The 15509-nt window shown below is 67.5% G+C and carries 11 protein-coding genes; 8 read left to right on the forward strand and 3 right to left on the reverse strand.

The window, feature by feature from the left end; genetic code table 11:
- Nucleotides 1-75 precede the first annotated feature (75 nt).
- The 3 genes from metG (at nucleotide 76) to JJJ16_RS00665 (ending at nucleotide 5727) form a co-directional block, all read left to right on the forward strand.
- A complete protein-coding gene (gene metG / locus JJJ16_RS00655) occupies nucleotides 76-1917 on the forward strand; it encodes a methionine--tRNA ligase (RefSeq protein WP_219750978.1) in 1842 nt (613 codons plus the stop codon).
- A gap of 122 nt (nucleotides 1918-2039) precedes the next feature.
- Nucleotides 2040-3506: a glycoside hydrolase family 32 protein gene (locus tag JJJ16_RS00660; RefSeq protein ID WP_219750979.1), complete on the forward strand. Its 1467-nt coding sequence runs from the start codon at nucleotides 2040-2042 to the stop codon at nucleotides 3504-3506.
- A gap of 211 nt (nucleotides 3507-3717) precedes the next feature.
- Nucleotides 3718-5727 carry a sucrose-specific PTS transporter subunit IIBC gene (locus tag JJJ16_RS00665; RefSeq protein ID WP_219750980.1) on the forward strand — a complete coding sequence of 670 codons (2010 nt, stop codon included), beginning with the start codon at nucleotides 3718-3720 and terminating at the stop codon, nucleotides 5725-5727.
- A gap of 148 nt (nucleotides 5728-5875) precedes the next feature.
- Here the strand turns inward: JJJ16_RS00665 and JJJ16_RS00670 are convergent, their stop codons facing one another.
- On the reverse strand, nucleotides 5876-6901 hold the full coding sequence (locus tag JJJ16_RS00670) for a LacI family DNA-binding transcriptional regulator (protein WP_219750981.1): 1026 nt from the start codon (nucleotides 6899-6901) through the stop codon (nucleotides 5876-5878).
- A 285-nt stretch (nucleotides 6902-7186) separates the two neighbouring features.
- Here JJJ16_RS00670 and JJJ16_RS00675 point away from each other — a divergent pair, with 285 nt between their 5' ends.
- Nucleotides 7187-7453 (forward strand): HPr family phosphocarrier protein, encoded by a 267-nt coding sequence (locus JJJ16_RS00675; protein ID WP_003793915.1) that lies wholly within the window; start codon nucleotides 7187-7189, stop codon nucleotides 7451-7453.
- Between the two features lie 4 nt (nucleotides 7454-7457).
- Nucleotides 7458-9140, forward strand: coding sequence for a phosphoenolpyruvate--protein phosphotransferase (gene ptsP, locus JJJ16_RS00680; RefSeq protein ID WP_219750982.1), 1683 nt, complete (start codon nucleotides 7458-7460; stop codon nucleotides 9138-9140).
- 87 nt (nucleotides 9141-9227) lie between these two features.
- Here ptsP and JJJ16_RS00685 read toward each other — a convergent pair whose 3' ends face one another.
- Nucleotides 9228-9935, reverse strand: coding sequence for a hypothetical protein (locus JJJ16_RS00685; protein ID WP_219750983.1), 708 nt, complete (start codon nucleotides 9933-9935; stop codon nucleotides 9228-9230).
- A gap of 15 nt (nucleotides 9936-9950) precedes the next feature.
- Complete coding sequence (locus JJJ16_RS00690; protein ID WP_219750984.1) at nucleotides 9951-11681, reverse strand: PspC domain-containing protein; 1731 nt, start codon at nucleotides 11679-11681, stop codon at nucleotides 9951-9953.
- Nucleotides 11682-11937: 256 nt separating this feature from the next.
- Here JJJ16_RS00690 and JJJ16_RS00695 point away from each other — a divergent pair, with 256 nt between their 5' ends.
- From JJJ16_RS00695 to JJJ16_RS00705, 3 genes are all read left to right on the forward strand, one after another.
- Nucleotides 11938-13128 (forward strand): ATP-binding protein, encoded by a 1191-nt coding sequence (locus tag JJJ16_RS00695; protein ID WP_219751927.1) that lies wholly within the window; start codon nucleotides 11938-11940, stop codon nucleotides 13126-13128.
- Nucleotides 13125-13775, forward strand: coding sequence for a LuxR C-terminal-related transcriptional regulator (locus JJJ16_RS00700; protein WP_034465697.1), 651 nt, complete (start codon nucleotides 13125-13127; stop codon nucleotides 13773-13775). The genes JJJ16_RS00695 and JJJ16_RS00700 overlap by 4 nt, the downstream gene beginning before the upstream one ends.
- Nucleotides 13776-13907: 132 nt before the next feature.
- Nucleotides 13908-15398, forward strand: coding sequence for a DUF1846 domain-containing protein (locus tag JJJ16_RS00705; protein WP_070835963.1), 1491 nt, complete (start codon nucleotides 13908-13910; stop codon nucleotides 15396-15398).
- Nucleotides 15399-15509 lie beyond the last annotated feature (111 nt).

Here is a 15509-nt window from a genome sequence, read left to right on the forward strand (position 1 = left end):
CCCAAGGGCTGTTTCAATTCCTCGATATGCGGCCGGTTGCCCGTTTATGACACCAACGCAGTATTGTTAGGGGCTATGAGTCGTATTCTGTCCGCCGTCGCATGGCCCTACGCCAACGGCCCCCGTCATATTGGCCACGTTGCGGGATTCGGTGTCCCCTCCGACGTTTTCTCCCGGTACATGCGAATGGCCGGCCACGACGTCCTCATGGTGTCCGGCACCGATGAACACGGCACCCCCATCCTGGTGGCCGCCGACGGCGCCGGCGTGAGCGCCCGCGAACTCGCAGACCAGAACAACCGCCTCATCGTCGAGGACCTCGTGGCCCTGGGCCTGTCCTACGACCTCTTCACTCGCACGACCGCCGGCAACCACTACCGTGTCGTCCAGGACATGTTCGCCACCGTGCGCGACAACGGCTACATGATCGAGCAGGTCACGCGCGCCGCCATCTCCCCGTCCACCGGCCGCACCCTGCCCGACCGCTACATCGAGGGCACCTGCCCGATCTGCGGCGCCGAAGGAGCGCGCGGCGACCAGTGCGATAACTGCGGCAACCAGATGGACCCGACCGAGCTCATCAACCCGCGCTCGCGCATTAACGGCGAGACCCCCAACTTCGTGGAGTCCACCCACTACTTCCTCGACCTGCCCGCCCTGGCCGAGGCCCTGTCCGCCTGGCTCGACGAGCGCGAGAAGTCCGGCACCTGGCGTCCCAACGTCATCAAGTTCTCCCAGAACTTCCTCGAGGACATCCGCCCCCGCGCCATGACGCGCGACATCGACTGGGGTATCCCGGTCCCCGGCTGGGAAGACCAGCCCACCAAGCGCCTCTACGTGTGGTTCGACGCCGTCATCGGCTACCTGAGCGCCTCCATCGAGTGGGCGCGCCGCACCGGCGACCCCGAGGCCTGGCGCAAGTGGTGGAACGACCCCGAGGCCCTGTCCTACTACTTCATGGGCAAGGACAACATCGTCTTCCACTCCCAGATCTGGCCCGCCGAGCTGCTCGGCTACAACGGCCAGGGCGCGAAGGGTGGAGCTCCCGGCGACCTGGGCGTCCTCAACCTGCCCACCGAGGTCGTCTCCTCCGAGTTCCTCACGATGGAGGGCAAGAAGTTCTCCTCCTCGCACGGCATCGTCATCTACGTGCGCGATTTCCTCTCGCGTTACCAGGCCGACGCTCTGCGCTACTTCATCAGCGCCGCCGGCCCCGAGACCTCGGACTCCGACTTCACGTGGGCTGAGTTCGTGCGCCGCACCAACGGCGAGCTCGTCGCCGGCTGGGGCAACCTGGTCAACCGCACCGCCTCCATGATCGCCAAGAAGTTCGGCGAGATCCCCACCCCCGGTGAGCTCGAGGACATCGACCGCGCCCTCCTGGATGCCGTCGAGGCCGGTTTTGAGACCGTCGGCAACCTGATTCGCCACCACCGCCAGAAGGCGGCGCTGTCTGAGGCCATGCGCCTGGTCGGCGAGGCCAACAAGTACGTGACCGACACCGAGCCCTTCAAGCTGAAGGCCCCCGAGCAGCAGGAGCGCCTCGCGACGGTCCTGTGGACCCTGGCCCAGGCGGTCACGGACCTCAACCTCATGCTCTCCCCGTTCCTGCCCCACGCGGCCAACGACATCGACCGCGTCATGGGCGGCACCGGCGAGATCGCGCCGATGCCCTACATCGAGGAGGTCGCCGAGCTCGACCCGCAGGTCCTGCCCGCCGACTTCGAGGGCCGCGACGGCTACCCGATCATCACGGGCGACTACACGAACGTCCCGACCTGGGAGCGCCACCCGATCACGGTTGGTACCCCGATCGCCAAGCCTACGCCGGTGTTCGTGAAGCTGGATGAGTCCATTGTCGAGGAGGAGCTTGCCCGCTACGCGGACGCTCACCCCGACGATGTGACGGGTGCCTGATCTGGGGTTTTCCCTGGCATGACGCCACTTGCGATGAGTGTGGCGTACGTTTGACAGCGCGCGGGCGGGACGGATGTGTCCCGCCCGCGCGCTCGTCTGTCTCGGGGTGTTACCGTGAGGTCATGGCCGAAGATTTTCTCGCGTCCGCCCTCACTGCCGAGGCCTCGTCGCGCGCCCCGCAAGATCCCGACTACCCGCTCTTTCACGTCGCACCCCCGGTGGGCCGACTGAACGACCCGAACGGCCTCATTGAGATCGATGGGACCTACCACGCCTTCTTCCAGTACACCCCCGAGCACCCGCGCCGCCTCGTCTACTGGGGCCACGCCACCTCGACGGACCTGACCCGCTGGGACTACCACGCCCCTGCGATCCTGCCCGACACCCACCAGGACGCGAACGGCGCCTACTCGGGCACGGCCATCGAGGTCGGTGACCACGTCGAGCTGTGGTACACCGGCAACTACAAGGACCCCGACACGGGGGAGCGCGAGGCCACCCAGTGCGTCGTCACTACGACAGACATGGTCCACTTCAACAAGCAGGTGCCTCCGATTATCGGCCGCCAGCCGGAGGGGTATACCGCCCACTTCCGCGACCCGCAGGTGTGGCGCGACGCGGACGGATCCTACCGGATGCTGCTCGGCGTCCAGCGCGAGAACCTCACGGGCGCGGCCCTGCTCTACCGCTCCACGGACCTGCGTGCGTGGGAGTGCGAGGGCGAGATGACCTTCCCCGACGCCGGTGGCGCCTTCGACGCGTTCGGCTACATGTGGGAGTGCCCCAACCTGGTGCGCCTCGTCGATGAGGATTCGGGTGAGGCCCACGACGTGTTGATTTTCTGCCCGCAGGGAATTTCGCCCGAGCGCGAGGGATTCGAGAATGTCTTCCCGTGCGTCGCCATCGTCGGCGAGCTCATGAGCACCGAGTTCCGGGGCGCGGACGGCTCCTTCGAAGAGCTCGACCGCGGCACCGAGTTCTATGCTCCCCAGATCATGGCGCGCTCCGCGTCCTCGGACCCGGGGGCACCGACCCTTCTGTTCGGCTGGGCGGGCAATGCGGGCGAGGACGACCAGCCATCGATCGAGACGGGCGGCTGGGTGCACTGCTTCACCGCCCCGCGCGCCCTCACCCTGCGCGGGGGTCGCGTCATCGCCCGACCGTTCCTTCCGGGCCTGCCCCTGGCGCCCGCCACACTCGAGGGTGCTCCCGGGGACGAGGCCGGGGCGCGCGTTGTGGAGCTCGCTGGCTCACGCTCGTGGAGGCTTGCCTTCGATGCTTCCTATGAGGGGGCCCTGTCCGTGCGCATCGGCGAGGAGTCCGGCCTGTCGATCACCCTTGACGAGGGGCGTCTGACCGTTGACCTGACGGGTACGCGCTACCCCCATGGTGGCCGCCGCGTCGTCACCCTGGAGCCGGGGGAGGCCAGCCGCGTCGAGATCCTCCATGACCGCTCGATCACCGAGATCTACCTGGGTGACGGCTCGCGTGTCTTCACGACCCGCAGCTTCCTGAACGGTGAGGGCGCAGGAGTGACGCTCGTGGGCGCCGCCTCCGTGAGCGCCGTGAGCGCCGCGCGCGCCGACTAAACGACCCGTGCGCGAGGCCGTGGCTGCTCACAGTGGCCACGGCCTCGTCGTATGTGTGCGGTCTCTCATGTTCCGACCTGAGACGATGTCCGACGCGCCTTGCATTGAGGACTCTGTCACCCGTAGTATGTCAATCGATTGCTACACACCGCCCAGCGCGGCGTAACAATGGCGTTGCGCGTGGGGTTTTGAGAAAGGAATGTGGTCGGCAATGGATCACGCCAAGGTGGCAGGAGAGGTCGTCGAAGCAGTCGGCGGCGCATCCAACATCAGCGCAGCAGCACACTGCGCAACCCGTCTCCGCCTGGTGATCGCGGATGAGTCCAAGATCAACCAGCAGGCCCTCGATGACAACGAAGATCTGAAGGGCACATTCGCCGCCGGCGGCATGTTCCAGATCATCGTCGGTCCCGGCGATGTTGACCAGGTCTACGCCAAGATGGTCGCAAACCACGGCGTGCGCGAGGTCTCCAAGGATGAGGCCAAGGAAGAAGCCGAAAAGGGCGGCAACCTCTTCTCGCGCTTCATCAAGATGATCGCCGACATCTTCGTCCCGATCCTCCCGGCGCTGGTCGCCGGCGGTCTGATGATGGCCATCAACAACGTCATGACCGCTGAGGGCCTCTTCGGCGAGCAGTCGCTGACCCAGATGTACCCGGGCATCGCGGACTACGCAGCCCTCATCAACATGGTTTCCTCCGCGGCCTTCGCCTCGCTGCCGGTCCTCGTCGGCTTCTCCGCCGCCAAGCGTTTCGGTGGCAACGTCTACCTTGGCGCTGCGATCGGCGCGGCCATGGTTTCCTCCGACCTGCTCAACGCCTGGAACACAGGTGCGGCACTCGCCGGTGAGGCACAGGTTAGCTACTGGCACATCTTCGGCATGGACGTCGCCAAGATCGGCTACCAGGCGCAGGTTATCCCCACCCTGGCCGTCACCTACGTCATGTGCCTCATCGAGAAGAGCTTGCACAAGGTCCTCAAGGGCACCGCAGACTTCCTGCTCACCCCGCTCATCACGATGCTGGTCACCGGCTTCCTGGCCTTCACGATCATCGGCCCCGTTACCCGCGTGGCCGCCGAGTACCTGACCTGGGGTATTAACTGGACCTACTCGACCCTCGGCGTTGTCGGTGGTCTTCTCTTCGGCCTCGTCTACAGCCCGATCGTTGTGACCGGCCTGCACCAGTCCTTCCCCGCCATCGAAATCCCGCTCCTGCCCGTCAACGGCGGCGACGGCGACTTCATCTTCCCCGTCGCCTCCATGGCGAACGTCGCGCAGGGCGCGGCCGCCCTGGCCGTCTTCTTTAAGACCCGCGACGCCAAGCTCAAGGGCCTGGCCGGTGCCGGTGGCGCCTCCGCCGTCTTCGGCATCACCGAGCCCGCCATCTTCGGTGTCAACCTGCGCCTGCGCTGGCCCTTCTTCTGCGCCATGGCAGCTGCTGCCATCGGCTCCGCGGGCGTCGCCCTGCTGAACGTGCGCGGTCAGGCCCTCGGCGCCGCCGGCTTCGTCGGCTTCGTGTCGATCAAGCCGGAGTCGATCCCCGCGTACCTGGCCCTCGAGGTCCTCGTCTTCGTTCTGTCCTTCGGCTTCACTTTCGGCTACGCCATGACGCGTGGCAAGGCCGACATGGAGGGCCGCGCGCCCGCCGCCAAGGATGCCGCTCCCGTGGCCGCCGCCGTGGCGACCCCCGCCGCTCCGGCTCCCGCGGCCGCCCCGGCTGCCGCCCCGGCCCCGTCCTTCAGCGCCGAGGCACTGGCTGACCTCTCCGTCGCCTCGCCTCTCGCAGGCACCGTGGTTCCGCTCGAGCAGGTCAAGGACGAGTCCTTCGCGAAGGGCATGCTCGGCCCCGGCATTGGCATCGAGCCCGCCGACGGCCTCGTCGTCGCGCCCTTCGATGGCACCGTGACCGTCGCCTTCCCGACCGGCCACGCCTACGGCCTCAAGTCCGCCTCCGGCGTCCAGGTCCTCATCCACGTGGGCATGGACACCGTCAAGCTGGACGGCAAGGGCTTCACGCCCCGCGTTGCCAAGGGCGACGTCGTGCGCCGCGGCGACGTCCTCGCCGAGGTAGACCTCGACGTGATCCGCGAGGCCGGCTACGAGACCATCACGCCCGTCGTCGTGACGAACAAGAAGAAGCTCGGCGCGGTCACCCCGGTCGCCAGCGGCGAGATCCAGCGCGGCGACGCGCTGCTCGACGTGGCCCCCAAGGAAGCCTGAGCCTTCCGGGAGTCACTCCTGACATAACGGGTGGGCGGCATCAGCGCTGTGCTGGTGCCGCCCACCCGTCTGTCGTGCCGGTGGTATCGGGCGCGACAACAACCTAGGGCAGCGGTAAATGGTGGCAGCCTCGCGGCGCGTGACGTGCTCAGGCGTTGATCGAGCGCCCCTGGATCAGCGTGCCCGAGAACTCGACCGTCTGAGCATGGGGAGCCCCGGCCTCGTCGGACGACGAACGCGGAGCCTTGCCCTCGATCTGATCGAGGAGGATCGACACCGCAGCCCGGGCGATGTCCTCGATGGGCTGGCGGATCGTCGCTAAGTGGGGGAGGGCGCGGCGCATCGTCTCCGTGCCGTCAAAACCGATGATGGACAGGTCAGCGGGGACCGACAGGTTGCGCGTGCGCGCCCACTCGAGAACCTCGGCGGCCGCCAGATCGTCGGTCGCGAAAACCCCGTCGACGGGGGCTTCGGCGCGGGCCTCGTCCAGGGCGTCGCGCACCATCGCGAAACGCTGGGGTGTCGGCGTATCGAACGGCACGGTGACCACGCGAGGGGTGAGGCTAGCGCGCTCGATCTCGGCGCGGTAGCCGGCCTCGCGCAGATTACGCGGACCCGAACGGGAGGTAAGCAGCAGGGGATGGCGGCAGCCGCCCTCAATGAGCGCGCGCGTCGCCATGGCACCCGCCTCCTCATTCGCGCAGCGCACGTTCGGGATCGACGGGCTCAGCTCGCGGTCGATCGTCACCAGGGGCATGCGGATCGTGTCGTACTCGCCCAGGCCCTCGTTGTGGGCGCCTGAAATGATGCCGTCCACGCGGTTTCCCACGAGCAGCGAGAGGTACTCGCGCTCACGGTCCGCCCGGCCCATGGAATTACAGATAAGGATTCGGTAGCCGGCGTCGGCGAGGGCATTTTCGACCTCGACGGCCAGCTCGCCGAAGAAGGGGAGGGACACGGCTGGAACGATGAGACCAACCGTCTGCGTGCGCTTGCCATGCAGGGCACGAGCCAGCGAGTTTGGGCGGTAGCCGAGCGTCTCGATCGCGTCGGCGACGTTCTTCTTTGTCTTCTCCGAGAGGTAACCGCGGTTGTTGAGCACGCGCGACACGGTCGTCAGGCTCACTCCGGCCAGCTCGGCAACATCGGCCAGCGTGGGTTCGCGTGAACTCATGCGCGCTCTCCTGTCCTTCCCTCGGTACTTCTCCATTGTAGTTGGTGGGGTGGGAGGCGGTCGATCGTCACATCGGCGAGGCCTGGGCTGAGTGCTGCGTAGTGGCATCGTCCCGGTCGGCGGAGAAGTCTGTCATTGCATGGTTTTTCGGCATTTATGGGGGTGATGTATCCCATGTCACTGTCTGTGATATCGGGTTTTGCGTGGGTATCTAAGCCCGATACCATGGGCCGTACGGGCACCTGTGTCTCACGATGGACATACCCGCATTTGAAAGGAACGACCATGATTTCCCGCACCGTTGCAATTGGTTCCTCCGTTGGCCTCCACGCACGTCCCGCTTCCGTCCTCGCCGAGGCCGTTGACGACTCCGGCGTCGAGGTCACCATCGCTTTCGATGGCGAGGAGGCGGACGCCGCGTCGCTCCTCGAAATCATGACTCTGGGCGCCAAGCACGGCGACGTCGTCACCCTGTCCACCGAGGATGATTCCGCGGGCGCGGTGCTCGACTCGCTCGTCGAGCTGCTCTCGCGCGACCTCGACCAGGAGTGAGCTGATGGCGACGCACGACGTCCTGCACGGCATCGGCGTCTCCGCCGGTACCGCTGCAGCTCCCGCCGCGATCGTCCAACCCGCCCCCGGTGTCGACACGACCGAGCCGGGCAGCGTCGATGCTGCCGCCGACGGCGCGCGCGTCCGTGAGGCGCTCGCAGCTGTTTCCGCTCGTCTGAGCGACCGCGCTGCGAACGCGCCGGAGGAGACGAAGGCGATCCTCAAGGCCACCGCCCAGCTTGCGGGTGACCGTGGCCTGGCCAAGGCCGTTGATAAGAAGCTGAAGAAGGGCCTCGGTGTCACCCAGGCCGTCCATGACGCCGTCGAGGACTATGCGCAGATGCTGCGTAGCCTGGGTGGCTACATGGCCGAGCGTGCGACCGACCTGTACGACGTGCGCGACCGCGCGATCTGCGAGCTGCGCGGCCTGCCCGAACCCGGCGTGCCGGCGTTCGACGGCCCCGTCGTCCTCGTGGCGCGCGACCTGGCACCTGCCGAGACCGCGACGCTGAACCCCGAGACTGTCCTCGGCATCATCACCGAGGTCGGCGGCCCCACCTCGCACACGGCGATCCTGGCCGCCCAGCTGGGCATCCCGGCGATCGTCAAGGCCGAGGGCATCATGGCTGTCGAGGAAGGCACGATGCTGGCCCTCGACGGTGGTGTCGGCGAGGTCATCGTCGCCCCCACCGATGACGAGGTGGACCTGCTCAAGGAACGCTCGCGTCGCCGCGCGCTCGCGCTGGCCGGCTCGACCGGCAAGGGTGCGACCTACGACGGCTACCCCGTCAAGCTCCTGGCCAACATCGGCACGGTTGACGACGCTATGAAGGCCTCGAAGTTTGACCTCGAGGGGTCGGGCCTGTTCCGCACGGAGTTCCTGTTCCTGGAGCGTTCGGAGGCCCCGACGCTGGAGGAGCAGACCGACACCTACACGAAGGTCCTGCAGGCCTTCGGTGACCGTCGCGTCGTCGTGCGTACCCTCGATGCGGGCGCCGACAAGCCGCTGAGCTTCGCGGATCTGGGTGCCGAAGAGAACCCCGCCCTGGGTGTGCGCGGCCTGCGCCTGTGCCAGGTGCGGGAGGACCTCATCGACACGCAGCTGCAGGCTCTGGCCGCTGCCCACAAGGCGACGGGCGCGGAGCTGTGGGTCATGGCCCCCATGGTCTCGACTGCTGACGAAGCTAAGTGGTTCGCCGACAAGGCGCGCGGCTACGGCCTGCCCAAGGTCGGCATCATGATCGAGGTGCCCGCGGCCGCCCTGCGCGCCGAGCAGCTCCTGTCGATCGTGGACTTCGCCTCCATCGGCACGAACGACCTGACGCAGTACACGATGGCTGCCGACCGTCTGGACGGTAACCTGGCACCCCTCCTGGATCCGTGGCAGCCCGCGGTCCTCGAGATGATCCGCCACGCCTGCAACGGCGGTCGTGCGACGGGCAAGCCGATCGGCGTGTGTGGCGAGGCCGGTGGCGATCCGCTGCTGGCCCTGGTCCTCACAGGCCTGGGTGTCGCCTCCCTCTCGATGGCTCCGTCGAAGGTCAACGCCGTGCGCGCCGCCCTGCGCATGCATGACCTGGCGACCTGCCAGCAGATGGCGGCTTTCGCGGTGGATGCCCCCAGCGCGAAGGAAGGCCGTGAGAACGTCCTGAAGCTGGTGGCTCCGGCGATGCTGGATCTGCTCTGATTCGACGCTTCTGACAAGCAACGGGGTGGGCCCGGGAACCAATCGGTTCCCGGGCCCACCCCGTTTGTGCGTGTGTTGTACGGCGCGTCAGTCCCTGCGGATTGCGTCGGCTGGGTTGGGGGTGGCTGGTGTGCCTGCGCCCTGCTTCGGTGTCTTGGTGGATCGACCCGAGAAGAGCGCGGTGAGGATCAGGATGACGCCGAGGATCGCGATCGCGCTGATCCCGAGGATCGGCAGATTGAGGTTCGTGATGTAGGCCTCGGCGATCAGGAAAGCGCCCACCATACACACCAGGAGAGCCCACACGAACGAACCGACGCGCACGCCCCTGCGGGGGGCCTCGGGCATCGTGCGTACATCGACGGGGACGGTCGGTGCACTCCACGTGGCGTGAGCGCCCGCAGCGGATGCCCCCAAGGGCTCCTGAGCGCCGGCGGCTGCCCCGGCCTCGTACCCCCGAGAAGTCGACTCACCCGTGGAGGCCGGATCGAAGGCCGTGCGTCCGCCCGTGCCTACAGAGCCAGCGGGAGTGCCAGCCTGTGCCTGTGAGCCCTGAGCGCTCGATGCGCCCGCCTGGCTCTCAGCGCCAGCGTCTGCCCGAAAGGGATCGGCAGGCATCTGCGTCGTCGGGGCATCGCGGAAGATTGCGAGTGGGTCCGAGGAGAGATCCGGCGAAGAGGTCGGCATCTCGATGGTCGCATCCTGGCCAACGGAAGGGGCGGGAGTCGTCGGCAGCGGCGTCGTCTCGTCGAATTCGGGCAGCTGGGTGGTCTGGTCGTCGTTCGAGGTGGTCATGGTTGTGGTCCTTCCTCAGTTGCCCGACTGGGAGCCGGTGGGGGTAGGGGACGGGGTGGGCGTTGCGCTAGGGGTCGCGCTCGGAGTCGCCGAGGGCGTGGCGGAGGGAGCTGCCGGCGTGGAACCCCAGGTGCCTGAGGCGTCGGGGGACTGCACGATCGTCAGCGTGTCGATGTCCGCGTCGTCGGTGATAAGGATCGTGATACCGCCGAGCGAGGGCTTTCCCCAGGCGGGGGAGGAGACGGTCACGCCGGAGCAGTTGTTCAACGGCTCGGCCCATCCGTTGCCGTCCATGTTCGTGGTGAGGTCGTCGATGCTGGACTGGCAGATGATCTGCACGGGCTGGCCCTCAGCCATCTGAATGGTGAGTCGGCTCCAGGCCCGCCAGTCGACCGTAATCGTCTTGGTTGTGCCGACGGGCGCGCCGGTCAGGTCGAGCGTGGTCGCGCTGGTCGGGTTGCCTCCGCTAACCTCGTCGACCGTCCAGTCGAGCGTCGTCTGGTTGCCGATGGCACCCACGTGAGTGTTGATGAGGAAATCGGTTGGGTGAGATGCCTGGGAGCCAACGAGGCCTGTGGGGAGTGCCATCACCATGCCGATGACCGACAGGGTAGTGAGCCAGCCGGCGCTGCGATCGCGCAGGGCGGCGATCGCCAGGGAGAACCCGACGATGAGCAGGCACACGCCGCCACCAACGGTGATGATGCGGGCGATCGTTTGCCCCTCGGTCTCCCCAGTGATGAAGGGGATGGCGGGGCCTTTATCGACCATGTAAATGCCAGCGAAAACGGCGGCCACCACCAGGATCAGCAGGCCCGTGATCGCCAGGTTCACGCGACTGGAGACGGTGCGCGGGCGATGCGTCGGCATGGGACGCGGGGTCCACTGACGAGGCCGGGGAGCGGTAGGCGGAGTCGTCCAGCCGGGGTGGGGCTGGCCGGGGCGAGCGGCGGCCGGGCGCGGCCCGGCGTTCGTGCCCTGGGCGGCGGAGGTGGCGCCAGCGGGGCGCGGGGTGCCCGCGCTAGCTGCGCTGCCTGCGGGGACGCCGTAGGCGGGGAAACCCTCGGGGTCCCGCGCGTTCTGCTGCTGAGGCATGGTGGAGTCCGTGTCCTTAGCGCCCGGGGCGCTGTGCCCAAAAGGGTCGGAGGCTCCCGCCGCTGATGCCTGCTGCTGGGGCGTACCGTACTGCGGGGTGCCGTACTGGGACGCACCATACTGCGGATTGCCGAATTGGGGGGTCGCGCGGTTCGCGCCGGCCTGGGGGCCGCCCGAAGCGGAGCGGGCGATACTGACGAGCACGACGACGACGGCTGTGATGCCAGCGGCGAGTGCCAGGAGCTGAATCCAGCCGAGCCCAAGGCCTCCGACGATGCCCACCGCGGACAGCGACGAGGACAGGCCCGCAAGGATCATGAAGACGCCGCCGATCACTGCAACGTCGAAGCGACCCTCCAGGGTCTCTTCCAAGTGGATACGGCCGTCGGCGGCCTCGGGCAGGAGGAGCCACCCGAGTCCGTAAGCGATCGCCACGACGGGCATGCAGAACGTGGCGACCACCATGAGGACGCGCACGAGCGACAGGTCCCAGCCCTGGTGAGCGGCGATGCCCGAGCAGACGCCGCCGATTGCTCGGTCCTGAGCGCGGTACCAGCCCGAGCCTCGGACCGCGTCAAAGAAGCTGTTGCGGGGCGGGCGCTGCTGGTACTGGGCACCGGGGTCTGTTGTACCGTTCGGCCAACTCATCATGCACTTCCTCTCGATGGGATCCACACGGCGTGGATCGATACCACTACTCAACCAAAGAGACGGGGTGCCCCGATAGTAGGGGACCCCCTGAACGACCCCTGATTGTGGTGGGGGTACCCCGGGGGTAGCCCCCGTGGCATGCCACAATGGGAGCGTGAGCAGACCCGTGAACTCCCCCCACCCGGGGTGGACTCCACCCATTCCGGCGCCCCCCGCCAGGCCACCGCTCGTGCGCGCAACCGCCGCGAGCCCGGACATGCCGGCCCCCTGGATGGCAGGCGTCTGCGCCGGATTGGCCGTGCACCTGGGAGTGTCGGTCGCTCTCGTGCGCATCATCATGATCTGCATGACCTTTGTGGGTCTCGGCTTCGGCGTTTACCTGTGGCTGTGGGTGACGGTCCCCGAAGATTCCCCGGAGCGAAGCGGGGAGGGCACGCTCAGCCCCGGCCTCGTCCGACTGCGCGAGGAACGCGCCGCCCAGGTGTCGCGCAATCGCTTGATCGTCGTCGGCGTGGCCCTGATCGTCGGCGCGATCATCGGCACGATCCTGAACGCGACGAACACGCTGGACTGGCGAGACATGGGGTCGATCATCACGATCGTTTCCGGTATCTCGCTCGTGTGGAGCCAGAGTCGAAACGTGAGTTCCTGGCGGTCGTTGCGCTTCATCGGGGCTGTCTTCGGCGGTATCGTGCTGCTCAGCCTCGGCGTCGTCATGGTGGCCTCGCGCGACAACCCGCCCATCATTCTGCTGCGCGGTGGCCTCATCGGTGCTGCCCTGGTCGCGGGCGTGCTCTTCGCTCTCGTCCCCATGTGGCTGCGCACGACGAAGGACCTGTCCCAGGCCCAGGCGCAGCGCGTGCGCGAATCCGAGCGCGCCGACATCGCCGCCCACCTGCATGACTCCGTGCTCCAGGCCCTTACTCTTATTCGCGCATCCGCCGAGGACCCCGCCCGCGTGCGCGCCATCGCCCTCACTGAGGAGCGCGAGCTGCGCGCCTGGCTTTACACGGGCCACGCGCAGGCCGCCGACTCCCTGGACGCCGCCGTCACCGAGGCGGTCGTGGGCGTCGAGAGCCGCTACGGCGTGCCCATCAGCGTGGTCGTCGTCGGCGACATGCGCCCGGGCCCCGGCGAACTCGCGCTCGTCGCGGCCCTCGCCGAGGCCTGCCAAAACGCCGTGCGCCACGGCGCCCCGCCCGTCTCCGTCTACGTCGAAGTGCGCCCCCAGGCCGTGGAGGCCTTCATCAAAGACAGCGGCGAGGGCTTCGACCCCGCCTCGATCGCGGCCGACCGCCACGGCGTGCGCGACTCCATCGTCGGACGCATGCGCAGGACCGGGGGTAACGCCACGATCAGGCGTCTCGCCCGCGGAACCGAAGTTGCTCTGAGCGTGCCGCGCTCCGATATCCTGGAAGAAACAGCGCCCAACGGGAGGACCCAGTGACCATCCGCATCCTCGTCATCGACGACCACCCCATGGTTCGCGCAGGCGTGCGCGCCGAGCTCGAAAACTCCGGGGCCGACCTGGAGGTCGTCGGCGACGCCTCCGACGTCGAGGGCGCCATCGCGGCCTGCCGCGCGCTCACCCCGGACGTTGCCCTCCTCGACGTGCACCTGCCCGGCGGAAACGGCGGAGGTGGGGCCGAAGTGGCCAGCACGTGCCGCGACATCGAGGGCCTGCACTTCCTGGCGCTGTCCGTCTCGGACGCCGCCGAGGACGTCGTTCAGGTCATCCGCGCGGGCGCCCGCGGATACGTCACCAAGTCGATCTCCACCCCCGACCTCGTCGAGGCCATCGGTCGCGTCGCCGCCGGGGACGCAGCCTTCAGCCCGCGCCTGGCCGGCTTCGTGCTCGACGCCTTCGGGACCGGCGAGGTGTCCACAACCGACACCGAGCTGGACCTGCTGTCCGCGCGCGAGCAGGAGGTCATGCGCCTCATCGCCCGCGGCTACACGTACAAGGAAGTCGCCCACGACCTGTTCATCTCCATCAAGACCGTCGAAACCCACGTGAGTTCGGTCCTGCGCAAGCTCCAGCTCTCCAACCGCAACGAGCTGACGCGTTGGGCGATGCAGCGACACATCGTGTGAGGTCGGACCCCTTTCGCGCGCCCCATCCGGAGCGAACGGCCCATGCGTGCCTACAATGGAATCCCGAGAGCGTGACAGCGCCTGACCGCCCCGCACGGACGGCCCCTTTAATTCCGCGACCTCGGAGGATGCATGCACCGCATCGGTTTTGACAGTGATCAGTACGTCGAGATGCAGTCTCGACACATTGCCCAGCGACGAAGCGAATTCGGCGGCAAGCTCTATTTGGAGTTCGGTGGCAAGCTGATCGACGACATGCACGCGTCGCGTGTTCTACCCGGTTTTACGCCCGATAACAAGGTGCGTATGCTGCGCGAACTGGCCGACGAAGTGGAGATCATCGTCGCCGTTAATGCCAAGGATTTCGCGCGCCGCAAGGTCCGCGCAGACATGGGAACCACCTACGACGACGAGGTTCTGCGCCAGATCGACGAGTTCCGTGAGCGTGGCCTGTACGTCGGTTCCGTCGTCATCACCCAGTGGACGGATGACAACAAGGCAGCCGCCGAGGTGAAGGAACGCTTCGAGAAGCTCGGCATCCGCGTCTACCGCCACTTCCCGATCCCCGGCTACCCCTCGGACGTCGAGCGCATCGTCTCGGACGAGGGCTACGGCGCCAACGAGTACGTGGAGACCAGCCGCGACCTCGTCGTTGTGACGGCTCCCGGCCCGGGCTCCGGCAAGATGGCGACCTGCCTGTCGCAGCTGTACCACGACCACAAGCGCGGGATCGAGTCGGGGTACGCGAAGTGGGAGACCTTCCCGATCTGGAACATTCCGCTGGATCACCCGGTCAACATCGCCTACGAGGCGGCCACCGCCGACCTCGATGACGTCAACATGATTGATCCCTTCCACCTGGAGGCGTACGGGATCAAGACGGTCAACTACAACCGCGACGTCGAAATCTTCCCGGTCCTGAACCGCCTCTTCGAGAAGATCCTCGGATCCTCCCCGTATAAGAGCCCCACGGACATGGGCGTCAACATGGCTGGCCACTGCATCGTCGACGACGAGGCCTGCAGGGAAGCCTCGCGTCAGGAGATCATTCGCCGCTACTACAAGGCCCTCGTGACCGAGAAGAAGGAGATGAGCGAGCCCGTGCAGTCGGCGCGCATCTCCCTGCTGATGAGCCGCGTGGGCGTGGGCCGCATGGACCGCCCGGTCGTGCGTCCGGCCCTCGAGCTGGCCGAAGCTACGGGCGAGCCGGCCGCCGCGATCGAGCTGCCCGATGGCCAGATCGTCACGGGCAAGACGTCGGCGCTGCTGGGCTGCTCCTCGGCGATGCTCCTCAACGCCCTCAAGAAGCTCGCCGGCCTGCCGGACGAGGTCCAGCTCCTCGCCCCGGAGTCGATCGAGCCGATCCAGCGTCTCAAGACCCGCGACCTGGGCTCGCGCAACCCGCGCCTGCACACCGACGAGGTCCTCATTGCGCTCGCGGTCAGCGCCAACGGCGACGACAACGCGCGCCGCGCCCTGGACAAGCTGAGCGCGCTGCGTGACTGCGACGTGCACGAGTCGGTCATCCTGGGCCCCGTGGACGAGGGCATCTTCCGCTCGCTGGGCATCCAGGTGACGACTGAGCCGGTGTACGCGACGAAGTCGCTGTACCGCAAGAAGTAATCGCTTCGACGAGGCCGGGGTTTCCTTCGCGTATGAGCGCGGGGAGGCCCCGGCCTCGTTGTGTGCCGCCTTTCGTGGTTGGTGCCACCCGGGGCGGGGGTCGCAGGTGAG

The organism is Schaalia sp. ORNL0103 (assembly GCF_019429565.1).
GTDB lineage: Bacteria > Actinomycetota > Actinomycetes > Actinomycetales > Actinomycetaceae > Pauljensenia.